The 23,736-nt window shown below is 58.2% G+C and carries 20 protein-coding genes; 13 read left to right on the forward strand and 7 right to left on the reverse strand.

The features are described from left to right. Together PFH44_RS09655 and PFH44_RS09660 are read right to left on the reverse strand one after the other, a co-directional pair. Positions 1–771: amino acid permease (locus PFH44_RS09655; RefSeq protein ID WP_283824897.1), on the reverse strand; the 771-nt coding region annotated here is incomplete at its 3' end. Positions 772–1,141: 370 nt separating this feature from the next. Continuing rightward, positions 1,142–2,524, reverse strand: a complete 1,383-nt coding sequence (locus PFH44_RS09660) for a glycoside hydrolase family 28 protein (RefSeq protein ID WP_283824898.1) — start codon at positions 2,522–2,524, stop codon at positions 1,142–1,144. A gap of 237 nt (positions 2,525–2,761) precedes the next feature. On the opposite strand from PFH44_RS09660, the gene mmuP reads away from it, so the two are divergent. The 6 genes from mmuP (at position 2,762) to tauD (ending at position 8,722) form a co-directional block, all read left to right on the forward strand. After that, the gene (gene mmuP / locus PFH44_RS09665) at positions 2,762–4,168 is read left to right on the forward strand and encodes an S-methylmethionine permease (RefSeq protein WP_283824911.1); all 1,407 of its coding nucleotides are present in this window, start codon (positions 2,762–2,764) and stop codon (positions 4,166–4,168) included. Continuing rightward, positions 4,155–5,087, forward strand: coding sequence for a homocysteine S-methyltransferase (mmuM, locus tag PFH44_RS09670; protein WP_283824899.1), 933 nt, complete (start codon positions 4,155–4,157; stop codon positions 5,085–5,087). The genes mmuP and mmuM overlap by 14 nt, the downstream gene beginning before the upstream one ends. A gap of 221 nt (positions 5,088–5,308) precedes the next feature. Further along, positions 5,309–6,271, forward strand: a complete 963-nt coding sequence (gene tauA, locus PFH44_RS09675) for a taurine ABC transporter substrate-binding protein (RefSeq protein ID WP_283824900.1) — start codon at positions 5,309–5,311, stop codon at positions 6,269–6,271. 11 nt (positions 6,272–6,282) lie between these two features. Continuing rightward, a complete protein-coding gene (tauB, locus tag PFH44_RS09680; protein ID WP_045854154.1) occupies positions 6,283–7,050 on the forward strand; it encodes a taurine ABC transporter ATP-binding subunit in 768 nt (255 codons plus the stop codon). Next, positions 7,047–7,874 (forward strand): taurine ABC transporter permease TauC, encoded by an 828-nt coding sequence (gene tauC, locus PFH44_RS09685; protein ID WP_045854155.1) that lies wholly within the window; start codon positions 7,047–7,049, stop codon positions 7,872–7,874. Before tauB ends, tauC begins: the two co-directional genes overlap by 4 nt. Beyond that, a complete protein-coding gene (gene tauD, locus PFH44_RS09690; RefSeq protein ID WP_283824901.1) occupies positions 7,871–8,722 on the forward strand; it encodes a taurine dioxygenase in 852 nt (283 codons plus the stop codon). The genes tauC and tauD overlap by 4 nt, the downstream gene beginning before the upstream one ends. 54 nt (positions 8,723–8,776) lie before the next feature. Here tauD and olsF read toward each other — a convergent pair whose 3' ends face one another. After that, positions 8,777–10,477 carry a bifunctional ornithine lipid synthase OlsF gene (olsF, locus tag PFH44_RS09695; RefSeq protein ID WP_045854157.1) on the reverse strand — a complete coding sequence of 567 codons (1,701 nt, stop codon included), beginning with the start codon at positions 10,475–10,477 and terminating at the stop codon, positions 8,777–8,779. A gap of 155 nt (positions 10,478–10,632) precedes the next feature. Beyond that, positions 10,633–11,607 carry a porphobilinogen synthase gene (gene hemB, locus PFH44_RS09700; RefSeq protein WP_283824902.1) on the reverse strand — a complete coding sequence of 325 codons (975 nt, stop codon included), beginning with the start codon at positions 11,605–11,607 and terminating at the stop codon, positions 10,633–10,635. A 507-nt stretch (positions 11,608–12,114) separates the two neighbouring features. Between hemB and ehaB the strand changes: the two genes are divergently transcribed. Both ehaB and iprA read left to right on the forward strand, forming a co-directional pair. Next, positions 12,115–15,066: an autotransporter adhesin EhaB gene (gene ehaB / locus PFH44_RS09705; protein WP_283824903.1), complete on the forward strand. Its 2,952-nt coding sequence runs from the start codon at positions 12,115–12,117 to the stop codon at positions 15,064–15,066. Positions 15,067–15,157: 91 nt separating this feature from the next. Beyond that, positions 15,158–15,781 (forward strand): hydrogen peroxide resistance inhibitor IprA, encoded by a 624-nt coding sequence (gene iprA / locus PFH44_RS09710; RefSeq protein ID WP_283824904.1) that lies wholly within the window; start codon positions 15,158–15,160, stop codon positions 15,779–15,781. Here iprA and ampH read toward each other — a convergent pair whose 3' ends face one another. Continuing rightward, complete coding sequence (ampH, locus tag PFH44_RS09715; protein WP_045854160.1) at positions 15,782–16,939, reverse strand: D-alanyl-D-alanine-carboxypeptidase/endopeptidase AmpH; 1,158 nt, start codon at positions 16,937–16,939, stop codon at positions 15,782–15,784. It lies immediately after the preceding gene. A 221-nt stretch (positions 16,940–17,160) separates the two neighbouring features. On the opposite strand from ampH, the gene PFH44_RS09720 reads away from it, so the two are divergent. The 3 genes from PFH44_RS09720 to PFH44_RS09730 all read left to right on the forward strand — a co-directional run bounded on the left by PFH44_RS09720 (position 17,161) and on the right by PFH44_RS09730 (position 20,138). Then, a complete protein-coding gene (locus PFH44_RS09720; protein ID WP_283824905.1) occupies positions 17,161–17,673 on the forward strand; it encodes an isochorismatase family protein in 513 nt (170 codons plus the stop codon). Between the two features lie 116 nt (positions 17,674–17,789). Continuing rightward, on the forward strand, positions 17,790–19,010 hold the full coding sequence (gene sbmA / locus PFH44_RS09725) for a peptide antibiotic transporter SbmA (protein WP_283824906.1): 1,221 nt from the start codon (positions 17,790–17,792) through the stop codon (positions 19,008–19,010). An 18-nt stretch (positions 19,011–19,028) separates the two neighbouring features. Next, a complete protein-coding gene (locus PFH44_RS09730) occupies positions 19,029–20,138 on the forward strand; it encodes a DUF1615 domain-containing protein (RefSeq protein WP_283824907.1) in 1,110 nt (369 codons plus the stop codon). On the opposite strand, the gene PFH44_RS09735 is transcribed toward PFH44_RS09730, so the two are convergent. Then, positions 20,135–20,437: a DUF2755 family protein gene (locus tag PFH44_RS09735; protein WP_045854164.1), complete on the reverse strand. Its 303-nt coding sequence runs from the start codon at positions 20,435–20,437 to the stop codon at positions 20,135–20,137. The two genes, PFH44_RS09730 and PFH44_RS09735, sit on opposite strands and share 4 nt — an antisense overlap. A 254-nt stretch (positions 20,438–20,691) precedes the next feature. Here PFH44_RS09735 and PFH44_RS09740 point away from each other — a divergent pair, with 254 nt between their 5' ends. Then, positions 20,692–20,895 (forward strand): DUF2754 family protein, encoded by a 204-nt coding sequence (locus PFH44_RS09740; protein ID WP_045854165.1) that lies wholly within the window; start codon positions 20,692–20,694, stop codon positions 20,893–20,895. A gap of 76 nt (positions 20,896–20,971) precedes the next feature. Here PFH44_RS09740 and ddlA read toward each other — a convergent pair whose 3' ends face one another. Beyond that, entirely contained in the window at positions 20,972–22,069 is a 1,098-nt protein-coding gene (gene ddlA / locus PFH44_RS09745; RefSeq protein WP_045854166.1) for a D-alanine--D-alanine ligase, read from the reverse strand. A gap of 336 nt (positions 22,070–22,405) precedes the next feature. Here ddlA and PFH44_RS09750 point away from each other — a divergent pair, with 336 nt between their 5' ends. Next, on the forward strand, positions 22,406–23,605 hold the full coding sequence (locus PFH44_RS09750) for a multidrug efflux MFS transporter (RefSeq protein ID WP_045854167.1): 1,200 nt from the start codon (positions 22,406–22,408) through the stop codon (positions 23,603–23,605). Positions 23,606–23,736: the final 131 nt, after the last annotated feature.

Consider the following 23,736-nt stretch of genomic DNA (forward strand, 5'->3'; position numbering starts at 1 on the left):
ATTGAAGGCGCATCGATGGCCGCCGGCAAACACCATGACGCCGATCGCCAGTACGGTAAGGGTCAGGATCCCGCCGCCCAGCGCGCGGGGGATGGTACGCTGCGGATCTTTAGCCTCTTCGGCGGCCATCGATGCGCCTTCAATAGCCAGAAAGAACCAGATAGCAAAAGGAATGGCCGCGAACATTCCCGGCAGCGCCAGCCCGCTGAAGCTCTCCGCCCCGGCCCAGCCGTTAGCGGTGAAGTGGCTCCACGAGAAGCCCGGAGCGACCACGCCCATAAACACCAGCAGTTCGAAAATCGCCAGCAGGGTGACAATCAGCTCAAAGGTAGCGGCAATGCCGACGCCGAGGATGTTCAGCGTCATAAAGATGACGTAGGCGCCGCAGGCCACCCATTTCGGATCCAGCGCCGGAAACTGGACGTTGAGGTAGGCGCCAATCGCCATGGCAATCGCCGGCGGGGCGAAGACAAACTCAATCAGCGTCGCGAAGCCGGCAATAAAGCCGCCGGTCGGGCCAAAAGCGCGGTAGGCGTAGGCGAACGGGCCGCCGGCGTGGGGGATCGCGGTCGTCAGCTCGGTAAAACTAAAAATAAAGGCGCAGTACATGGCGGCAACCGCCAGCGCCACGATGAGAAATCCCAGCGTCCCGGCCTGGGACCAGCCGTAGCTCCAGCCAAAATACTCCCCGGAAATAACCAGCCCAACGGCAATCCCCCACAGGCGGAAACTGCCGAGCGTTCTTTTTAGCGTTGTGGTGTGCTCTGTCATTTTTGCGACCTCGCCAGATAAAGTTATCCGGCTCACCACGCTATTTTATTTGCCAGCTTAGGCCTGGGCAGTGCTCAACAAAATACGCGAGTATTTTGAACGCCCTTTAGGGCGGCCCGCAGGGTGAGCGCAGCGAATAAATCCTCACGTACTACGTGTACGCTCCGGTTTTCGCGCGCTGTCCATGCCCAAACTGCCTGCAACAATGACGCCTGGTGAACCTGGTATTTCAGATATGTGGAGGGTTGCAAAGAGAGTGCCAGGTCAGAGCCCTGATAAACGCGGAGGGTTAGCCGCGGGACGATCCAAAAAGGGGCAGCCTGCGCGCGCAAAGATATGCGCCCTGGTGCAGCTGCCCACAAATGTCGCGCTAGTCGCGAACGACGGCGCCCGCGTCCTGTTGAATCACCGGGCCCTCTTTTACCTTCAGGCTGAGGCCGCGGGTCTCCAGCTCGGCGTGACGAATGCGCAGACCGCGGGTCGCCTCGATGTTGACGTTGCTAAAGTGGAACCCGCTCAGCGGCGCCTCCGGCGTGCCGATAATATAGGCCGCCGCTTTGCTATCGCCGGTGGAGGTTAAATTTTCCACGGTGATGTTGCTGAAGTGCGGGGTTTTATATTTGTCGAACGGCTGTTTCGGGTCGCTGTCCGGCGGATAGATCTGCTCGCCGAGGGTAAATCCTCCGGCCTGCAGCTGCTTGTCGACCTCGGCCTGCACGATAGGCGCGGCCTTGTAGTAGGCGGAGAAAACCAGCGGCACCTCGACGTTATGCATGGTGGTATTGCGGTAAACGATATTTTTTACCTCGCCGCCTTTGCCGCGCGGGCTCTTAATGCGAATGCCGTACATTGCGCCTTCAAAGGTATTGTTTTCCACCAGCACGTTGTTGACGCCGCCGGCGCTTTCGCTGCCGATAGAGATACCGCGCCCCTGCCTGAGCGTATTGTTGGCGATATAAATATTATCGACCACCCCGTCAGGGAAGCGCGGATCGGCTTTCTCCGCTTTGATGGCGATATGGTCGTCATTGCAGTCGATATAGTTGTTGGTGATGCGGATGTTCTGGCTGTCGATAGGATCGATGGCGTCGGTATTCGGCGCATGCCACGGGGATAAAATTCGCGTGCCGTTAATGTCAATATCGTGCGCGTAGCGGGTGACGATGTGGAAGCTGGGCGAGTGGGTGAGGGTAACGCCGTCGATCAGTACGTTGCTCGAACGGGTAATGTAGATCAGCCGCGGCCGGTCGGTGCCGCCTTTCTTGCCGCTGGCGCGAATATTTTCTCGCCAGCGCTCCCACCATACCGCTCCCTGGCCGTCGATGGTCCCTTCACCGACGATAGCGACGTTTTGCGCATCGGCGATGCTAATAAACGGCAGCCAGCCGTTTTCCGCTGCGGCATACTGCGTTTTTTCATCTCCGCGCCAGGCTGCGACTTCGCTTGAGGCGACGAGCGTCGCGTCTTTCTCCAGCCTGAGCCGAATATTACTTTTCAAAAACAGCGGATTGCTCAGATAGTTTCCCTTCGGGATCCGCACCGTGCCGCCCCCTGCGGCGGCGCAGTCATCGATCGCTTTTTGAATGGCGTCGGTATTCAGCGCAATCTGCAGCCGGTGGCCTTCTGCTCCGTATTGGGTGACGTCGCAGACTCTATCCGCAAACGTCACCGCGCTGGCGGCGAGAGCCGTATGAAAGGGGATGACGCCGACGATAGCGGCGGCAGCCAACAGAGGAAAGGGACGGGTTGTCATCTGATTATCCTTTTTTGGGTATTGTGTTTTGTAAAAATAGCAACATTGTTTTATTTTTTTGTTTATGCCGATCACGTTTTGCTTTTTGTCATTTAAATGCCCAGAACCCGCGCTCATTTTTCGGGCAAACGCCCGTAAAACGGCGTGAAAAGCGGCGTCTGTTTTGCAATTTCATCTGCGTCGCGGTATAACTGCATTTCTTTGGATGTTTAGATGTCCATACGTTTAGAAGGTAATATGCAAAGTACACCGCAGCAGAATGAGCCGCTGAAGCGCACCATGAAGACCCGCCACCTGATCATGCTCTCGCTGGGCGGCGTGATTGGCACCGGCCTGTTTTTTAATACCGGCTATATCATCTCGACCACCGGAGCGGCGGGAACGCTGCTGGCCTATCTGATTGGCGCCCTGGTGGTCTGGCTGGTGATGCAGTGCCTTGGCGAGCTGTCGGTGGCAATGCCGGAGACCGGCGCGTTTCACGTCTACGCCGCTCGCTATCTCGGCCCGGCAACGGGATACACGGTGGCGTGGCTCTACTGGCTGACGTGGACGGTGGCGCTCGGCTCAAGCTTTACCGCCGCCGGTTTCTGTATGCAGTACTGGTTTCCGCAGGTGCCGGTGTGGGTATGGTGCGTGGTGTTCTGCGCGGTGATTTTTTTCCTCAACGTCATCTCCACCCGCTTCTTTGCCGAAGGCGAGTTCTGGTTTTCGCTGGTCAAAGTCGTCACCATCATCGCCTTTATTATTCTCGGCGGGGCGGCGATATTCGGCATTATCCCGATGCAGGACGGTTCGCCGGCGCCGGGGCTGCGTAACCTGACCTCTGAAGGCTGGTTCCCGCACGGCGGCCTGCCGATCCTGATGACCATGGTAGCGGTGAACTTCGCCTTCTCCGGGACCGAACTGATCGGCATCGCGGCGGGTGAAACGCAAAACCCGCATAAGGTCATCCCGATCGCCATTCGTACCACCATCGCCCGGCTGATTATCTTTTTTGTCGGCACCGTGTTTGTGCTGGCGGCGCTGATCCCGATGCAGCAGGCGGGAGTGGAGAAAAGCCCGTTTGTGCTGGTCTTTGAAAAGGTGGGCATCCCCTACGCGGCGGATATCTTTAACTTCGTGATCCTGACGGCGATCCTGTCGGCGGCCAACTCCGGCCTCTACGCCTCCGGGCGGATGCTATGGTCGTTGGCGAACGAGCGGACCCTGCCGGCGTGCTTCGCCAAAGTGAACAAAAACGGCGTGCCGCTGACCGCGCTGTCGGTGAGCATGCTTGGCGGCGTGCTGGCGCTGTTTTCCAGCGTAATTGCGCCAGATACGGTGTTTGTCGCGCTGTCGGCGATTTCCGGCTTTGCGGTGGTGGCGGTGTGGCTCAGCATCTGCGCCTCACACTTTATGTTCCGCCGTCGCCATCTCCAGCAGGGTAAAGCCCTGAGCGAGCTGCACTATCGCGCGCCCTGGTATCCGCTGGTGCCGGTGCTGGGATTCATTTTATGCCTGGTGGCCTGCGTGGGCCTGGCGTTTGACCCCAGCCAGCGCATTGCGCTGTGGTGTGGGATCCCCTTCGTGGCGCTGTGCTATGGTGCCTGGTATCTGACCCACTCACGACAACTCAACAGGGAGCAACAGCATGTCGCAGAATAACCCGTTAACCTCTATCCTCGCCCGGGAGCCCTTTGTGCTGCTCGACGGTGCGATGGCGACGGAGCTGGAAGCGCGCGGCTGTAATCTGGCCGATAGCCTGTGGTCGGCGCGGGTGCTGCTGGAAAATCCGCAGCTGATTCGCGACGTGCACCTCGACTATTTCCGCGCCGGCGCGCAGATCGCGATCACCGCCAGCTATCAGGCCACCCCGGCGGGCTTCGCCGCCCGCGGGCTGGATGAGGCGCAGTCGAAAGCGCTGATCGGAAAAAGCGTTGAGCTGGCGCGCAAGGCGCGGGAAGCCCGCCTCGCGGAAAACCCGCAGGCCGGCACGCTGCTGGTCGCCGGTTCGGTGGGGCCGTACGGCGCCTATCTTGCCGATGGTTCGGAATATCGCGGCGATTACCAGCGCAGCGCGGAAGAGTTTCAGGCCTTCCATCGCCCGCGCGTGGAAGCGCTTCTCGATGCCGGAGCCGATCTGCTGGCCTGCGAAACCCTGCCGTCCTTTGCCGAAATTAAGGCGCTGGCGCTGCTGCTGGCTGAGTACCCGCGCGCTCGCGCCTGGTTCTCGTTTACCCTGCGCGACGCCGGGCATCTCAGCGACGGCACGCCGCTGAGCGACGTGGTGGCGGCGCTTGCGGACTCTCCGCAGGTGGTGGCGCTGGGTATTAACTGTATTGCGCTGGAGAACACTACCGCCGCGTTGCAGCATCTGCACGGTTTGACCGCGCTGCCGCTGGTGGTCTATCCCAACTCCGGGGAGCACTACGACGCGGTGAGCAAAACCTGGCACCATCACGGCGAGTCCTGCGTTGCCCTCAGCGAGTATCTGCCGCAGTGGCTGGCGGCGGGGGCAAAACTGATTGGCGGCTGCTGTCGTACCACGCCGAAAGATATTGCCGCCCTGGCGGCCAAACGCTGACCAATAGCCCGGCTACGGCGCAGCGCGCCGCCGGCCGGGCGTCTCCCCACCCCCGCAATGCTTGCCGGGGCCGGCGCTCCCGCTTCTCAATCCCCGTTTTTAACTATCGTTTGCCGCTTTTTTTCTAATGACGATTGGCTATTAGCCAGAATTTTTAATTACTTCATCAATCGCATCAGGCCGGAAATACTGCACCCATAACAACAAAGGGGAGCAGACATATGGCACACGCATCGCGCATTACACTTTTCGCCGCCCTGGCATTCGCCGCTTTTCAGGCCCATGCGGTCAACGTCACCGTGGCGTATCAAACCTCCGCCGAGCCGGCGAAAGTCGCCCAGGCGGACAATACCTTTGCCAAAGAGAGCGGGGCGACCGTTGACTGGCGCAAGTTCGACAGCGGGGCGAGCATCGTGCGCGCGCTGGCCTCCGGCGATGTCCAGATTGGCAACCTCGGCTCCAGCCCGCTGGCGGTCGCCGCCAGTCAGCAGGTGCCGATTGAAGTCTTCCTCCTCGCCTCAAAGCTCGGCAACTCCGAAGCGCTGGTGGTGAAAAAGGACATTACTAAACCCGAAGATTTGATCGGTAAGCGCATCGCGGTGCCGTTTATCTCCACCACCCACTACAGCCTGCTGTCGGCGCTGAAGCACTGGGGCATTAAGCCGGGCCAGGTGCAGATTATCAACCTGCAGCCGCCGGCGATTATTGCCGCCTGGCAGCGCGGAGACATTGACGGCGCCTACGTTTGGGCTCCTGCGGTCAACGCCCTGGAAAAAGAGGGCAAGGTGCTGACCGATTCGTCGCAGGTCGGCGAGTGGGGCGCGCCAACCCTGGACGTGTGGGTGGTGCGTAAAGACTTTGCCGAGAAGCACCCTGAGGTGGTGAAAGCCTTTGCGAAGAGCGCTATCGACGCCCAGCAGCCCTACATCGCTAACCCGGACGCGTGGCTGAAGCAGCCGGAAAATATCAGCAAGCTGTCGCGCCTGAGCGGCGTGCCGGATGCGGACGTTCCCGGGCTGGTGAAGGGCAATACCTACCTGACCGCGGCGCAGCAGGCGCAGGAGCTGAACGGGCCGGTGAACAAGGCGATTATCGATACGGCTAAGTTCCTCAAAGAGCAGGGCAAAGTACCCGATGCCGGCGCCGATTACAGCCAGTACGTCACCGACCGTTTTGTAAAATAAAGGAGGTCACGATGCTGCAAATCTCGCATCTCTTTGCCGACTACGGCGGCAAACCGGCGCTGGCGGATATCAACCTGACGCTGGACAGCGGCGAACTGCTGGTGGTCCTTGGGCCGTCAGGCTGCGGTAAAACCACGCTGCTGAACCTGATTGCCGGATTCGTGCCTTATCAGCACGGCAGCATCGTCCTTGAAGGGCAGCGCGTAAGCGGACCGGGCGCCGAACGCGGCGTGGTCTTTCAGCATGAAGGCCTGCTGCCGTGGCGTAACGTGCAGGATAACGTGGCGCTGGGGCTGCAGCTGGCGGGCGTGGACAAAGCGCTCCGTCGGGAAACCGCGGCGCAGATGCTGAAGAAGGTGGGCCTCGAAGGGGCTGAAAAACGCTTTATCTGGCAGCTTTCCGGCGGCCAGCGTCAGCGGGTGGGGATCGCCAGAGCGCTGGCGGCAAACCCGCAGCTGCTGCTCCTTGACGAGCCGTTCGGCGCGCTGGACGCCTTTACCCGTGAACAGATGCAAACCCTGCTGCTCGGCCTGTGGCACGAGACCGGCAAACAGGTCCTGCTTATCACCCATGATATTGAAGAGGCCGTGTTTATGGCCACCGAGCTGGTGCTGCTGTCGCCGGGCCCGGGGCGGGTGCTGGAGCGGCTGCCGCTCGACTTTGGCCGCCGCTTCGTCGCCGGCGAGTCCTGCCGCAGCATTAAATCCGATCCGCGCTTTATCGAGCAGCGTGAATACGTGCTGAGCCGGGTATTTGAACAACGGGAGGCCTTCTCATGAGCGTGGTCATCAACGATAAACCGCGTCGGCGGCCGCTGAAGTGGCGCTGGCCCGTTTCCCGTCAGCTGACGCTGAGCGCGGCGACGCTGGCGGTGCTGCTGGCTATCTGGTGGGCCGTCGCGGCGCTCCAGCTGGTTAGCCCGCTGTTTCTGCCGCCGCCGGGCCAGGTGCTGCACAAGCTGATCGCCATTGCCGGCCCGCAGGGCTTTATGGATGCTACCCTCTGGCAGCATCTGACGGCGAGCCTGACGCGGATCGTCATCGCGCTGCTGGCGGCGGTGCTGCTCGGCGTTCCGGTGGGGATCGCCATGGGCCTGAGCCCGACGGTGCGCGGCATTCTCGATCCGTTAATTGAGCTCTACCGCCCGGTGCCGCCGCTGGCCTATCTCCCGCTGATGGTTATCTGGTTCGGCATCGGCGAAACGTCGAAGATCTTATTGATCTATCTGGCGATCTTCGCCCCGGTGGCGATGTCGGCGCTGGCGGGGGTGAAAAGCGCCCAGCAGGTACGCATCCGCGCCGCCCAGTCGCTAGGCGCCAGCCGCGCGCAGGTGCTGTGGCTGGTTATTTTACCCGGCGCGCTGCCGGAGATCCTTACCGGCCTGCGCATTGGTCTTGGCGTCGGCTGGTCAACGCTGGTGGCCGCGGAGCTGATCGCCGCCACCCGCGGGTTAGGTTTTATGGTGCAGTCCGCCGGCGAATTCCTGGCCACCGACGTGGTGCTGGCCGGGATTGCGGTGATTGCGATAATTGCGTTTCTGTTGGAACTGGGGCTGCGCGCGCTGCAGCGCCGCCTGACGCCCTGGCATGGAGAAGTACAATGAGTGAACGTCTGAGCATTACCCCGCTGGGGCCCTATATTGGCGCGCAGGTAGCCGGCGTGGACCTCGCGCGTCCGCTGAGCGATAACCAGTTTGAGCAGCTGTATCACGCGGTGCTGCGCCATCAGGTGGTGTTCCTGCGCGAGCAGAATATTACCCCGCAGCAGCAGCGCGATTTTGCGCTGCGCTTTGGCGACCTGCATATTCATCCGGTCTATCCCCACGCGCCGGGCGTCGATGAAATTATCGTGCTCGACACCCATGATGATAATCCGCCGGATAACGACAACTGGCATACCGACGTCACGTTCATCGAGACGCCGCCCGCCGGCGCGATTCTGGCGGCGAAAGAGCTGCCGTCCACCGGCGGTGATACCCTGTGGACCAGCGGCGTGGCGGCGTACGAAGCGCTTTCCGAGCCTTTTCGCCAGCTGTTGAGCGGCCTGCGGGCGGAGCATGATTTCCGTAAATCGTTCCCGGAGTATAAATACCGCGGCAGTGAAGAGGAGCACCGGCGCTGGCTGGAGGCGGTGGAGAAGAACCCGCCGCTGCTGCATCCGGTGGTGCGCACGCATCCGGTGACCGGCAGGCAGGCGCTGTTCGTTAACGAAGGCTTTACCACGCGCATTGTTGACGTCACCGAGAAAGAGAGCGAGGCGCTGCTGGGCTTCCTGTTTAGCCATATAACGAAACCGGAGTTTCAGGTGCGCTGGCGCTGGCAGCCGAACGATGTGGCGATTTGGGATAACCGCGTGACCCAGCATTACGCCAACGCCGACTATCTGCCGCAGCGGCGCATTATGCACCGGGCGACGATCCTCGGCGATAAGCCGTATTACCGGGCGGGATAGCGCCCCGGGACGCCCGGCTATGGCGCTGCGCGCCGCAGGCCGGGAGATGACGCTTTATAGATGCGCGCCGATATAGCGCTGATAGCGGTTGGCCTTCAGGTAGGTCAAATCCACCAGCACCAGCCCGTCCACGCAGTTGTTGAAGTCAGGGTCGCTGCCGAAATCGATAAACTGCACGCCGCCCGGCTCGCACACTTCTGAGTATTGCTTATACAGCGGGGGAATGGCGCAGCCGAGGTTGCCGAGCAGCGACTTCAGCCGGGTGAGATCCTCGGCATAATCCTCGCCGCTAAACTGCGCCAGCACGTCCGGTAGCGAAGCGGGATAGGGACGCCGCGATTCCGCCAGCGGGTGGGTCGCCGGGAACCACAGCCGATAGAAAGCCACCAGCAGATCGCGGGCCGCCGGCGGCAGGCCGCCGGAAATCGACACCGGGCCGAACAGATAGCGGTAGTGCGGGTAGCGTGCGAGGTAGGCGCCGATGCCCGACCACAGATAGTCCAGCCCGCGCCGTCCCCAGTAGCGCGGCTGAATAAAGCTGCGCCCCAGCTCAATACCGTACTGGAGAATGTCGTCCATCCGCTGGTCGTAATGGAACAGGCTGTAGCTGTAAATCCCCTCCAGCCCACGCTTTTCCAGCTGCATTGCGGTGGGCATAAAGCGATAGGCGCCAACGATCTCCAGATCTTCCTCATCCCACAGAATCAGGTGCAGATAATCGTCATCATAGCCGTCGACGTCGCGACGCTTGCCGCTACCTTCCCCCACCGCGCGGAAGGCGATCTCCCGCAGGCGGCCGAGCTCGCGTAGCAGCGGGGCGTCGTCCTGACCGTTGCGCTGCCACAGGTAGATGGTTTTGCCATCGGCGGTATGCCCCAGGCACTCCGCGCGGTGCAGCTCGCGTTTTATCAGCGCGCGATCTTCAGGACGGGCGATGGCGCTTTCCGTTTTGAAGAGTCCCGCCAGACCTTTCCCCATCAGCTCGACGTGGCGATAGCAGCGGTCCGCCAACTCCCGGGGAGACATCTGCGGACTATACCAGCTGGACCAGGCAATCTGCTGACCAATGCCGATCGGCAGGCTGCTGTTGCGGCGCCGGAACATTTGCTGCATGAGCAGCAGCAGCGGCAGGTTTTCTGAAAGCAGGGTGCTGGCGTAGAACAGGGCGCTGTTGTGCGCGCGGATCCACACCGGCAGCAGCGGGGCGCGATATTTGGTCGCCAGCTTGATAAAGCCGGGGTGCCATTTCTTATCGCGGATCCCCCGGCGCGTCGGGCGCGAGACTTCACCTGCCGGGAAAAAGATCAGCACGCCGCCGTTTTGCAGCTGGCGATCCATTTGCTGCAGCGCGGCTTTAGCGGTACGGCCGTTGATATTATCGACCGGAATGAACAGCGAGCTGAGCGGCTCAAGGTGGGTCAACAGGCGGTTGGTCACGACTTTTACATCGCGGCGAACGCGGGAGACGGCATAGAGTAGCGCCAGGCCGTCGAGGGTACCGGTAGGATGATTGGCGACGATCACCAGCGGGCCGTGCTCGGGAATTTGTTCCAGATCGTGCGCCGGGATCGCGCAGCGAATATTCAGGTGTTCCAGCACCTGTTCGACCGTATCGAGCCCCTTCAGGTGACGATGGCGGGCGGCAAACTGTTGAAACTCTTCCTCATGGAGCAGTTTTTTTAGCAGCTTCTTTTGCCAGGCGGCGGGCCTGGCCTGAGGCCACAGGTCGTCGAGTACATGATCGAGACTAAACATAGCGCTTCCTCCTCCGTCCTGCCCAGACAGTAGAAGGTGGAAGTGTCGCTTATATTGCAGTTCGGTGAAGATTCGGCATTGGCAGGCCCGAAAGCGCGGCGCAGGTCAGGAGAGTTCCCGGCCTGCGCGCGGAGGCTGTCGCCCGCAAGACGGGTTTAGCGCAGGATTTTCTTCTCGGCGAGATCGAGGGCGAAGTAGCTGAAGATCAGATCCGCGCCGGCGCGCTTAATGGCTCCAAGACTTTCCAGAACCACTTTTTCTTCATCGATGGCGCCCGCCTGGGCGGCAAATTTGATCATCGCGTACTCGCCGCTGACCTGATAAGCGCCAATCGGCAGATCGCTGCGCTCGCGGATATCGCGCAGGATATCAAGATAGGCGCCGGCCGGTTTCACCATCAGGCAGTCAGCACCCTGGGCTTCATCGAGCAGCGACTCGCGAATCGCTTCCCGGCGGTTCATCGGGCTCATCTGATAGGTTTTACGATCGCCCTTCAGCGCGGTGCCCGCCGCTTCGCGGAACGGGCCGTAGAACGAAGAGGCGAACTTGGTGGAGTAGGACATAATGGCGGTGCGGGTAAAACCGGCGGCATCCAGCGCCTGGCGAATAGCCTGCACCTGACCGTCCATCGCGGCGGATGGCGCAATAAAATCAGCGCCGGCCGCTGCCGCAACAACCGCCTGCCTGCCGAGGTTCACCAGGGTAGCATCGTTGTCTACGCCGTGCTCGCAAAGTACGCCGCAGTGGCCGTGGGAGGTGTATTCGCAGAAGCAGGTATCGGACATCACGATCATCTCCGGTACCGCATCCTTACAGATACGCGACATCCGCGCGACCAGGCCGTTTTCGTTCCAGGCATCGCTGCCGTTGGCGTCGGTGTGATGGGAAATACCGAAGGTCATCACCGACCGGATACCGGCGTTAGCGATACGCTCGATTTCACGCGCCAGGTGTTTCTCCGGGATGCGCATCACGCCGGGCATGGCCTCGATGGCTTTGTAATCGTCGATTTCTTCTTCAACAAAGATCGGCAACACCAGGTCATTCAAACTCAGTGTTGTCTCTTCAAACATGGCTCGTAGCGAAGCGGACTGACGCAAGCGGCGCGGGCGAGTGATTAAATCTGTCATGGTTTGCCTGATTTTGTGAAATGAAAGACCGCAGTATACCCGAACCTGAGGGCGGGCGTTTTACGAAAGTGGCTTAAAATCTCCCGTCGGCCGGGCGGTGCTGGCAATAATAATGGGTTGCTGAATTGAATGCGCATAGCGAATATTTATATTTACAGGGGTGTTTGTTTTTTATTGGATGTTTTTGGAGTCAATGGGATTTATATATTTAATATGGGTGAGGATTTTGGTCTGTTTATTCATTGTTGTTTTGTTTGTTTGCTAATGTATTTGTTTGTTTTATATCTAGTGTTTATTGGTTGGCTAATTAACTGAAGTTAGTGTATTTATTTTTTCTTTCCGGGAATTGTGCTGATTAAATTATTGTCCGGTTTCGGACTTTGGCTAAAGAATAATTGAACCTTTCCTCGCTGACACCGCATAATCGTTCCGCGAAGCATAATAATGTTCTTCTACGTATTGATAATTGATGGATCAACGATATTACGTCCCTGAGGAGGGATGACAATGCACCCTTGGAAAAAGAAATTTGTAGTTTCACAATTAGCATTAGCCTGCACTTTGGCTATCACCTCTCAGGCAAGTGCTGTTACTGATATATCTGGAACCAACTACACGACATTTAAACATTATAACGACGCTAACTATACCGACGGCGTTTATTATAATGGCTATGTAGGCTGGAATAACTATGCGACGGATAGTCTTTATAACGGTGACATTTATCCGGTCATCAATAAGTCCGTCGTTAATGGCGTGATCTCGACTTACTATCTGGACGATGGTCTTGCTACCAACGCGAACAGCAATAGCCTGACTATTAAAAACAGCACCATTCACGGGATGATCACCTCCGAGTGCATGACCACCGACTGCGTGAGGCGTGACGCTACCGGCTACGTTTATGACCGCCTGGCGCTGACCGTTGATAACTCGACCATTGATGATAACTACGAGCACTATACTTACAACGGCACGCACGCCGATGGCTCCGTAGATACGCACGTTGTTGACGTTTACGATCTGGGGACGGCCATTACGCTGGATCAGGAGGTCGATCTGGTCGTCAAAAATAACTCCCACGTTGCCGGCATCACCCTGACTCAGGGCTACGAGTGGGGAGATATTGACGACAATACCGTCAGCACCGGCGTCAACAGCGGCAAAGTGTTCCATAACGCGATCGATGTAGCGGATTCTACCGTGACGTCCGGCTCATGGTCGGATGAAGGCACCTCCGGCTGGTTCGGCAACAACAATAACGCCAGCGATTACGGCGGCACCGGCCTGAATACGAACGGCGATGCCGGCTTTAATGCCGATGACGTCGCGATCTCCGCTATCGCCAATCCGCATGCGGATAACGCGATGCAGACGACGGTTAACCTCACTAACTCGACCCTGATGGGGGACATCTTATTTTCCAGTAACTTTGACCACAATTTCTTCCCGAGCGGTGCGGACAGCTATCGGGATACCAATTCTGCCGTAGACACTAACGGCTGGGACGGCACCGACCGCATGGATGTCACGCTGAATAACGGCAGCAAGTGGGTGGGGGCCGCGATCTCCACGCATCAGATCGATTCCGATGGCGATGGCGTTTACGACAGCTTTGGCGAAGGCACTGAAGCGACCGCAACGCTGATTGATGTCGCGGCGAACAGCCTGTGGCCGTGGTCAACCTATGGTATCAACGGCAGCGACACGGCCTACAATGAAAGCGCTCACGTTGCCGGCAACGAAGTCTATCAGAGCGGTCTGTTCAACGTGACGCTGAACGGCGGTTCACGGTGGGATACCACCAAAACGTCGCTGATTGATACTTTAAGCATCAACAGCGGTTCGCTGGTCAACGTGGCGGATTCCTCCCTGGTCTCTGACACCATCTCTCTGACCGGCGGCTCTGCCCTGAAGATCGCGGAAGATGGCCACGTCGCGACCCACGCGCTGACAATCGACAACAGTACCGTCACGATTGCCGACGATGTCTCCGCCGGCTGGGGCGTCGATGATGCGGCGCTGTATGCCAACATCGTCAACGTGACTCACGACGGTATTCTGGACGTCGGCAACGGCACGGCGTACGCGCTGCAGGCCGATACGCTGAACCTGACCAGCTCGACGGATGCCCGCGGGGACGTACATGCTGGCGTGTTAAGCGTTCACAGCAATCGCTTCGTGCTGAATGCCGATTTAACCAACGATCGCACTAACGATACCGCTAAGCCAAACTACGGCTACGGCATCATCGCCATGAACTCTGATGGTCACCTGACCATCAACGGCAACGGTGACTCCGACACCTCTTTTGACCAGTCCGAAGTGGATAACGCGGGCGATAACGTTGCGGCCGCCACCGGCAACTATAAAGTGCGTATTGATAACGCGGTAGGTACGGGCTCCATTGCTGATTACAAAGGCAAAGAGCTGGTCTATGTTAACGATAAGAGCAGCACCGCCACCTTCTCTGCGGCAAACAAAGCCGATCTGGGTGCCTACACCTGGCAGGCTAAGCAGGAAGGCAACGTGGTGGTTATGCAGCAGCGGTCGCTGACCGATTACGCGAACATGGCGCTCAGCATCCCGTCCGCGAACAGCAATATCTGGAACCTGCAGCAGGATACCGTGGCGACGCGTCTGACCCACTCCCGGCACGGTCTGGCGGATAACGGCGGCGTCTGGGGCAGCTACTTCGGCGGCAGCTTCAACGGCGATAACGGCACCATCAGCTACGATCAGAACGTCAACGGCGTCATGCTGGGTCTGGATAGTAAAATTGAGGGTAACCACGCCCAGTGGATCGTCGGGGCCGCAGCGGGCTTCGTGAAAGGCGACCTGAGCGATCGCAGCGGTCAGGTGGACCAGGACAGCCAGACGGCCTACGTCTACTCGTCCGCCCGCTTTGCAAACAACGTTTTTGTTGACGGCTCTCTGAACTACTCTCGCTTCAACAACGACCTGTCTGCCAACATGAGCAACGGCCAGTACGTCGACGGCAGGACTTCCACGGATGCCTGGGGCTTTGGTCTGAAGCTGGGCTACGACTGGAAGCTGGGCGATGCGGGCTATGTGACCCCGTACGGCAGCGTATCCGGCCTGTTCCAGTCCGGGGACGACTACCGCCTGAGCAACGGTATGAAGGTGGGCGAACAGTCTTACGACAGCATGCGCTATGAGCTGGGCGTTGATGCAGGCTACACCTTTAGCTACGGCAGCGATCAGGCGCTTACGCCTTACTTCAAGCTGGCCTACGTGTATGACGATGCCGGCAACAACGCTAAGGTCAACGGGGATGCTATCGATAACGGCACCGAAGGTTCTGCGGTACGCGTTGGGCTGGGTACGCAGTTCAGCTTTACCCGCAGCTTCAGCGCCTACTCCGACGTGAGCTACCTCGGCGGCGGGGATGTGGATCAGGACTGGTCTGCTAACGTGGGCGTTAAATACACCTGGTAAGATAGTTTGCAGTGATAAAACATTGAAGGTTATTTAATCTAAAAGTATGCCCGTCAAGGAGTTGACGGGCATTATTGTCAGGAATGCATAAATGCTATCGCTGAGTAAACCGCTTAATGAATTTGGTCAGCTGGATCGGTGCCTGTCAAAATACGGCACGCGCTTCGATTTTTGCAGTGAAAAGCAGATGATATTTTCGAACGATATACATTGCGACCAAACGGTGGTTGTTTTAGCCGGCGTAATCTCGCTGCGCAGAGGTGAAAATATCCTTGTGGGTATCGCTCAGGCCCCTTTTATTATCGGGCTGGCCGATGGGGTAATGAAAAATGAGGTGAAATATAAATTAATGACCGAGGGAGAGTGCAGCGGATACCATCTGCCTTCCTCCCAGGCGATTAAAATAATCGACCAGAATAATTTGTGGCGCGACGCATTCTGCTGGCTGGTATGGCATAACCGCATTATGGAGCTACGCGACCTGCAGCTAATCGGTAATAACTCCTACGAGCAAATTCGCGCAACGCTGCTGTCGATGATTGACTGGGACGAACAGTTACGCTTCCGTATTGGCGTTATGAATTATATTCATCAAAAAACGCGTATTTCGCGCTCCGTTGTTGCCGAAGTGCTTGCTGCTCTGCGTAAGGGCGGCTATATCGAGATGGATAAAGGCAAACTGGTCAGCATCAACCATTTGCCTTCAGAATATTAATCAGGATTCGGGAACGGCCAGCGGTTTTTCGCCGCTGAGTTCGCTGACCATGTCATTGATGCCGTTACTCATATTGCTAAAGCGCGTCAGCGAGGAACGGGTGACCACCACGAAGGCGCCCACGTTAGCCTGCGGGTTCATCGCCATGTAGGTAATAAATCCACCGCCGCCGCCGGTCTTCTGAATAATGCCCGGATGCCCGTTCTTCGGCTTCATATAAACCCAGCCAAGGCCCAGCGCATCGGCTTTCCCCGGCACGTCCATACCAATAACGCGGGTCAGCTGGCTGCGCTGATAGATCAGCGTTTGCATGCGGTCAGCCTGCTGGCCGCGGGTGTAAAAATCAGAAGAGAGGAACTGCTGCATCCAGCGCATCATATCGCCCGGGGTGGAGTAAACGCCGCCGCTGCCGATCGCCGCCAGGGTGTTGTTGCACGGGCTGGCGCCCTTCTCGGCGACCATCAGGCGGCCACACTGGTCCGGCGATGGCGTAAAGGTGGTGTCCTTCATGCCCAGCGGGCGGGTAATTTGCTCTTCAAACAGCTGCGGATAAGGCTTGCCCGCGGCGTTCGAGAGGGCGTCTGCCAGCAGATCAAACGCGAGGTTGGAGTAGGCGGCCTGCGAGCCGGGCGCGGCTTTCAACGACGTCGTCGACAGCCATTCCCAGCGCTGCTGGCGAGTTGGCCAGACGAAGACCGCGCGGTGCGCCGCGCCGCCGGGCTGTTCACGCGGCAGGGCGCTGGTATGCGTCGCCAGGTTAACTAACGTAATCGGCGTGCCCTGATAGCTCGGCACCCGAGCGCCCGGCGGAGCGTATTTGCTCAGCGGATCGTTAAGCTTCACCACCCCCCGATCGAGCATTTTCACCAGCATTTCGCTGGTCATCAGCTTGCTCAGTGAGGCGATGCGGATAACGGAATCCAGCTGAGGATGTTCATTATTGCCCGGACGCGTCTCGCCAAAGCTGCGAAAAACGCGCTGGTTACCGTCGATGACGACCAGCGCCATGCCGGTGGCACCGCTACCGTAGTAGATATGGTTGGCGTAACGGTCGACAACATCGGAGGCAAATTCCGGGTCGACGCTCGGTTGAGCAGCCTGGACCGATGTCCACGACGCCGCGCACAGCGCAGCAAAAATGAGCAGACTACGTTTCAACGGGGGTATCCATATGATGAAAAGAGATATAGAGCGTATTTATACTACGAAGCGGCGCACAGCGAAGCGCAATGACGACAATATTTCACGGAAAAACGTAACGGTGAGTAAAAAACGATTTTTTACGCTTTCGATACCCGCTTTACCCGGCGGGCGCGTATGATTATTGTTTGGTTAATCAGGTTGTAAGAGAGAGATACATGGCCGCTCAGCGGGTAGTAATGGTAGTGGATATGCAAAATGGCGTTTTTGCGACCCCGCGTATTGAGCGTGAGCGCTGCGTCGCACAAATTAACCGCCTGATCCGCGCCGCGGATCGCGTGATTTTTATTCAGCACGCGGAGGACGGCGGCCTGGAAGAGGGAAGCGAAGGTTTCGCGCTGCTGGCTGAGCTGGAGCAGCCGGAAAATGCAATTTTTGTCACCAAAACCGCCTGCGATGCCTTTTACCAGACCCGCCTCGCGCGGGTGCTGAGCGAGCAGGACATTACGCAGTTTGTGATTTGCGGCTGCGCAACGGACTATTGCGTTGATACCACCATCAAGAACGGCGCCAGCCGCGGCTATGCGATAACCGTTGCCGAGGATGCGCATACCACCGCTAACCGCCCGGCGGCGCAGGCGCAAACGCTGATTGCCCACTATAACGAGGTCTGGCGTACGCTGACCGTCCCCGGCAATCCGCTACGCGTGAAACCCACAGAAACAATTCTTAGCGCCTGGCAGACGAACTAAGCTGCTGATATCCGGTCTCATCATCCGGTCGCCTTTCTTTGCCGCGCCCTTCTGCGGCGGGCATTGTCGTGGTACACAGCATAATCAGAATGAGAAGAAGTTAGCAGGAGAGCATGATGTTTAAATCTTTTTTCCCCAAACCGGGGCCGTTTTTTATCTCTGCCTTTATCTGGTCGCTGCTGGCGGTGATCTTTTGGCAGGCGGGCGGCGGCGACTGGCTGCTGCGCTTAACCGGGGCCTCGCAAAACGTGGCCATCAGCGCCGCGCGCTTCTGGTCGCTGAACTATCTGCTGTTCTACGTTTACTATATGTTCTGCGTCGGCGTGTTCGCTCTGTTTTGGTTTATCTACAGTCCGCATCGCTGGCAGTACTGGTCGATCCTCGGCACCGCGCTGATTATCTTCGTCACCTGGTTTATGGTCGAAGTCGGGGTGGCGATCAACGCCTGGTACGCGCCGTTCTACGATCTGATACAGGCCGCGCTCGCCACGCCGCATAAGGTCAGCATCAACCAGTTTTATCAAGAAATTGGCGTATTCCTCGGGATTGCGCTTATTGCGGTGATTATCGGCGTGATGAACAACTTTTTCGTCAGCCACTACGTCTTCCGCTGGCGTACCGCGATGAACGAACACTACATGGCGCACTGGCACCATTTACGCCATATCGAAGGCGCGGCCCAGCGTGTGCAGGAAGATACCATGCGCTTTGCCTCCACCCTTGAAGATATGGGCGTCAGCTTTATCAACGCGGTGATGACCCTGATTGCCTTTCTGCCGGTGCTGGTCACCCTGTCCGAGCACGTGCCGGACCTGCCGATTGTTGGCCACCTGCCGTATGGCCTGGTGATTGCGGCGATCGTCTGGTCGCTGATGGGAACCGGTATGCTGGCGGTGGTGGGGATCAGGCTGCCGGGGCTGGAGTTTAAAAACCAGCGCGTTGAGGCGGCCTATCGTAAAGAGCTGGTCTACGGCGAAGACGATGCCGCTCGCGCGACGCCGCCGACCGTACGCGAGCTGTTCGGCGCCGTACGCCGCAACTATTTCCGCCTCTATTTCCACTACATGTACTTCAACATCGCGCGCATTCTCTATCTGCAGGTCGATAACGTTTTCGGTTTGTTCCTGCTGTTTCCGTCGATCGTGGCCGGTACCATTACGCTGGGTCTGATGACGCAGATAACCAACGTATTTGGCCAGGTTCGCGGTTCGTTCCAGTACCTGATCAGCTCCTGGACGACGCTGGTGGAGCTGATGTCCATCTACAAACGTCTGCGCAGCTTTGAGCGTGAGCTCGATGGCAAAGAGCTGAATGAAGTCACGCAAACGCTCGGTTAATTATCTCAAGGAAGGATTATGGCGGCAGCAGCCTCTACTCGTATCGTTTCGCTCTCCCTGACGCTCCTGGCGGGGATGGTTCTCAGCGCCTGTACCAGTAATCAAGGGCCGGCGCTAAAAAAAGGCGAAAAGCCCGTGGACGTTGCCGCCGTAGTCCGGCAAAAAATGCCGGCCAGCGTGAAGGACCGTGACCAATGGGCGCAGGCGATAGCTAAAGCCTTCGAAAGCCAGAAGCTGGCGCCGACGGAAGAAAACGTCTGTTCGGTGCTCGCGGTGGCCCAGCAGGAGTCCAACTATCAGTCTGACCCGGTGGTGCCGGGGCTGAATAAAATCGCCTGGCAGGAGATAGACCGCCGGGCGGAAAAAATGCACATTCCGCTGTTCGTCGTGCATACCGCGCTAAAAATTCCTTCGCCGAACGGCAAAAGCTACAGCGAGCGCCTGGATAGCGTGAAAACGGAGAAGCAGCTGAGCGCCGTTTTTGACGATTTTATCGACATGGTGCCGATGGGCCAGACCCTGTTTGGCTCCCTCAACCCGGTGCACACCGGCGGCCCGATGCAGGTCAGCATCGCCTTCGCTCAGCAGCACACCGACGGCTATCCGTGGAAAATGGAGGGCACCGTGCGCAAGGAGGTCTTTAGCCTGCGCGGCGGCCTGTGGTTTGGCACCCGGCATTTGCTGAACTATCCGGCGAACTATAGCGCGCCGCTGTATCGTTTTGCTGATTTCAACGCCGGCTGGTACGCCAGCCGCAATGCCGCATTTCAGCATGCGGTCAGCAACGTTAGCGGCGTGAAGCTGGCGCTGGACGGGGATTTGATTCGCTACGACAGCGACGAGCCGGGGACCACCGAGCTGGCGGTGCGGCGCGTAGCCGGACAGCTGGCGATGAGTGATGACGATATTCACCGACAGCTGAAGAAAGGCGACAGCCTGGCGTTTGAGAAAACTGACCTCTATCAGCAGGTTTTCCGCCTTGCGGATAAGAAAGCAGGCAAGGCCGTGCCGCGGGAAATACTCCCCGGGATCCAGCTCGAAAGCCCGAAAATTACGCGAAATCTGACAACCGCCTGGTTCGCGAAGCGGGTGGATGAGCGGCGCGCCAGCTGCATGGCGCGTCGTTAGCGATTATTGCGCCAGCGCAGGAACAGCCCGAGAAGAGCGACCAGCAGGCAGCCAATCAGAAAGGGGACCAGGCCAAATATTGTCCCCACCGCCAGACCGATTTCTACGCGCGGGTGGTGGGTATTCTGGACCTGTATTAAGTGTTCAAAAACGCCGGGGGCGTGCACCAGCATGCTCAGCATCTGCGCCCCGGCCCAGAAGCAGAACAGTACAAACAGTCCGTAGGCTATATTGCTGCTGGTCAGCGGGCTCCTTCTTTTTTTGCCAAAGAGCGTTTTTGAAAAGGCAAACTCTGCCATATAACCTCCGTACTCCACTTCTCAGCCGTTTTTTACACCGGCTACACGGCGATTATTTTGGCAGCGGGGGGCGCTATCCAGTATCAGATTGCTGGTAATTTCCGGCCAGGAATATTCCTGAACTTGCCGCTTTGCGAGCGTGCTAAAAGTTTGGCAAAGAGAGAGCCATCTCCCACTGTTAAATAATTCTCAATGCCGCTACAGACCGCGGATGGCACCTGTGCGAAGATGCTTTTTTTGCCGTTGGAGTTGTCATGAAGCTTACTGAGAAAATTCGCCGTGACTGGCACTATTACGCTATTGCGCTGGGGTTAATTTTTATTCTGAACGGCGTGGTGGGGCTGCTGGGGTTTGAAACTCAGGGCTGGCAATCCTATGCCGTGGGGCTGGTGACCTGGGTCATTAGCTTCTGGCTGGCGGGGTTTATTATTCGCCGTCGTCCGGCGGAGCAAGCCTAGGTCGCGGGCAATAATGCGGCCGCCCGGGCCGTAAAGCTGTCGCCCCGGCAAGCGCTGTGTCGCCGGGGCAATTTCATCAGTTCATCGAGGTTTTCAGCGCGCGATCGGCGGCGTGACGCTCCAGCGCCAGCTCAATCAGGCGGGTGATCAGGCTGGTATAATCCAGTCCGCTGGCTTGCCACAGCTTGGGATACATGCTGATATTGGTAAACCCTGGCAGCGTGTTGATTTCATTGATAACAACTTCATTATCTGCCGTCAGAAATACGTCGACGCGCGCCATGCCGCTGCAGCCGAGCGTCTGATAGGCGCGAACGGCGATATCGCGAATTTTATCGTTAACTTCACCGTCAATGGCGGCCGGAACGACGACTTTCGCTCCCTGGTCGTCAATATACTTGGTGTCGTAGGCGTAGAATTCGCTGTTGAGGACGATTTCACCGCAGGTGCTGGCCTGAGGTTCATCGTTACCCAGTACCGCACACTCGATCTCCCGGCCCTTAATGCCTTGTTCAACCACCACTTTATGGTCAAATTCAAAGGCCAGGGCGACCGCCTGCTGATACTGCTCTTCGTTATTCACCTTGCTCACGCCCACCGAAGAGCCCTGATTGGCCGGTTTGACAAACAGCGGCAGGCCGAGGGTGTTTTGCACTTCAGCGAAGCTAAAGCGCTGGCGGTTAGCGCGGGTCAGGGTAATAAACGGTGCGATAGACAGGCCGGCGTCACGCAGCAGGCGCTTGGTAACGTCCTTATCCATGCAGGCGGCGGAGCCGAGCACGTCAGAGCCGACGAAGGGCAGGTTAGCCATCCGCAGCATGCCCTGCAGCGAGCCGTCTTCTCCCAGGGTGCCGTGGACAATCGGGAAAATGACGTCGATGGCGGCCAGCGGCTGGCCGCTGTCGGCATTAATCAGCTGCCGGGATTGGCGACCGGGAATTTGCGCCAGCGTGACATCGGAGGGACGCAGCGCAATATGGGCAGGATCCTGCGGGTTCAGCAGATAGTTACCGGCATCGTTAATGTGCCAGAGACCCTGTTTATCAATCCCCAGCAGAACGACGTCGAAGCGCGATTTATCAATTGCTTCCACGATGTTCTTCGCCGACTGCAGCGACACTTCATGTTCTGCCGACTTGCCGCCAAAAACGATCCCAACCCTCATCTTAGCCATTTCAACTTCCATCCTGATTACATCAAAGCACATAACATAGCATGCGCGATGACGGCATGGCTGCCAGAATCTCTGCGGCAGATTGCGGGGGGTTAAAAGCTGTGCAACCGCCGCTGCGGATAAGCAGGCGAGGGTGGGGGGCGATGCGCGGCGGCGACGCGAAGTCAGCACAACGCCCTGAGGCTCAGGCGATTAGCTCTGATAATATTTTATAAATCGGGATATAGAATGATAAAACACTAAACTGATCGCGAGCGCATCTCTGGTAATACGCCGGCGGAGGGAACTTGCTAAGCTAGATAATAATTCACAAAAAACTAATGAATACGCGTAGTTATGGAATCCTGGAAGGTTAATCTCATCTCTGTCTGGTTCGGCTGCTTTTTTACCGGCCTGGCAATCAGCCAAATTCTGCCGTTTTTGCCGCTCTATGTTTCTCAGCTGGGCGTCACCTCTCACGAGGCGCTGTCGATGTGGTCAGGCCTGACGTTTAGCGTCACCTTCCTGGTATCGGCCATCGTTTCGCCGATGTGGGGTAGCCTCGCGGATCGCAAAGGGCGCAAGCTGATGCTGCTGCGCGCCTCCCTGGGAATGGCGATTGCCATCCTGCTTCAGGCCTTTGCGACCAACGTCTGGCAGCTGTTTATCCTGCGCGCGGTGATGGGGCTGACTTCCGGCTATATTCCTAATGCGATGGCGCTGGTGGCCTCTCAGGTGCCGCGCGAGCGCAGCGGCTGGGCGCTCAGTACGCTATCGACGGCGCAGATTAGCGGCGTCATCGGCGGACCGCTGCTGGGAGGCTTCCTCGCCGACCACGTTGGTCTGCGAATGGTGTTTATCATTACCGCCATTTTGCTGACGGTGAGCTTCCTGGTGACGCTGTTCTTGATTAAAGAGGGCGTGCGCCCGCAGGTCAATAAGGCGGATCGCCTAAGCGGCAGGGAGGTATTTGCTTCGCTGCCCTATCCCGGCCTGGTTATTAGCCTGTTCTTCACCACCCTGGTGATTCAGCTGTGCAACGGTTCAATCGGGCCGATTCTGGCGCTGTTTATCAAATCGATGGCCCCGGAGAGCAATAATATTGCCTTCCTCGCCGGCATGATTGCCGCCGTGCCGGGCGTTTCGGCGCTGATCTCGGCCCCGCGCTTAGGCAAGCTTGGCGATCGGATTGGCACCTCGCGGATCCTGCTGGCGACGCTGTGCTGCGCGGTGGTGATGTTCTTTGCGATGTCGTTCGTGACCACGCCGCTGCAGCTGGGCGTGCTGCGCTTCATGCTGGGCTTTGCCGACGGCGCGATGCTGCCGGCGGTGCAAACGCTGCTGCTCAAATACTGCAGCGATAGCGTGACCGGACGCATCTTCGGCTACAACCAGTCGTTTATGTATCTGGGGAACGTCGTCGGGCCGCTGATTGGCGCCTCGGTATCGGCAATGGCCGGCTTCCGCTGGGTGTTTATCGCCACGGCGATTATCGTGCTGATTAACCTTTGGCAGCTGGCGGTTATGCTGCGGCGCAGCCGCCAGGCGACGGCGTAATCACGCTCCTCCCTTCTGCCGGTATTTACGTCACAGCGTAAATGCCGGTTACCGATCTCTCCCGGTTATAAATGTATCTCCGATCACAAAATGATCATTTTCACCTCTTTGCCCCTTCTATTTGTAACTGT

The organism is Klebsiella sp. Ech2A (assembly GCF_030078455.1).
GTDB lineage: Bacteria > Pseudomonadota > Gammaproteobacteria > Enterobacterales > Enterobacteriaceae > Klebsiella > Klebsiella terrigena.

Coding starts and splice junctions, on each gene's coding strand:
- PFH44_RS09660 (WP_283824898.1), bottom strand. CDS start 2,524: ATGACAACCCGTCCCTTTCCTCTGTTGGCTGCCGCCGCTATCGTCGGC.
- mmuP (WP_283824911.1), top strand. CDS start 2,762: ATGCAAAGTACACCGCAGCAGAATGAGCCGCTGAAGCGCACCATGAAG.
- mmuM (WP_283824899.1), top strand. CDS start 4,155: ATGTCGCAGAATAACCCGTTAACCTCTATCCTCGCCCGGGAGCCCTTT.
- tauA (WP_283824900.1), top strand. CDS start 5,309: ATGGCACACGCATCGCGCATTACACTTTTCGCCGCCCTGGCATTCGCC.
- tauB (WP_045854154.1), top strand. CDS start 6,283: ATGCTGCAAATCTCGCATCTCTTTGCCGACTACGGCGGCAAACCGGCG.
- tauC (WP_045854155.1), top strand. CDS start 7,047: ATGAGCGTGGTCATCAACGATAAACCGCGTCGGCGGCCGCTGAAGTGG.
- tauD (WP_283824901.1), top strand. CDS start 7,871: ATGAGTGAACGTCTGAGCATTACCCCGCTGGGGCCCTATATTGGCGCG.
- olsF (WP_045854157.1), bottom strand. CDS start 10,477: ATGTTTAGTCTCGATCATGTACTCGACGACCTGTGGCCTCAGGCCAGG.
- hemB (WP_283824902.1), bottom strand. CDS start 11,607: ATGACAGATTTAATCACTCGCCCGCGCCGCTTGCGTCAGTCCGCTTCG.
- ehaB (WP_283824903.1), top strand. CDS start 12,115: ATGCACCCTTGGAAAAAGAAATTTGTAGTTTCACAATTAGCATTAGCC.
- iprA (WP_283824904.1), top strand. CDS start 15,158: ATGCTATCGCTGAGTAAACCGCTTAATGAATTTGGTCAGCTGGATCGG.
- PFH44_RS09720 (WP_283824905.1), top strand. CDS start 17,161: ATGGTAGTGGATATGCAAAATGGCGTTTTTGCGACCCCGCGTATTGAG.
- sbmA (WP_283824906.1), top strand. CDS start 17,790: ATGTTTAAATCTTTTTTCCCCAAACCGGGGCCGTTTTTTATCTCTGCC.
- PFH44_RS09730 (WP_283824907.1), top strand. CDS start 19,029: ATGGCGGCAGCAGCCTCTACTCGTATCGTTTCGCTCTCCCTGACGCTC.
- PFH44_RS09735 (WP_045854164.1), bottom strand. CDS start 20,437: ATGGCAGAGTTTGCCTTTTCAAAAACGCTCTTTGGCAAAAAAAGAAGG.
- PFH44_RS09740 (WP_045854165.1), top strand. CDS start 20,692: ATGAAGCTTACTGAGAAAATTCGCCGTGACTGGCACTATTACGCTATT.
- ddlA (WP_045854166.1), bottom strand. CDS start 22,069: ATGGCTAAGATGAGGGTTGGGATCGTTTTTGGCGGCAAGTCGGCAGAA.
- PFH44_RS09750 (WP_045854167.1), top strand. CDS start 22,406: ATGGAATCCTGGAAGGTTAATCTCATCTCTGTCTGGTTCGGCTGCTTT.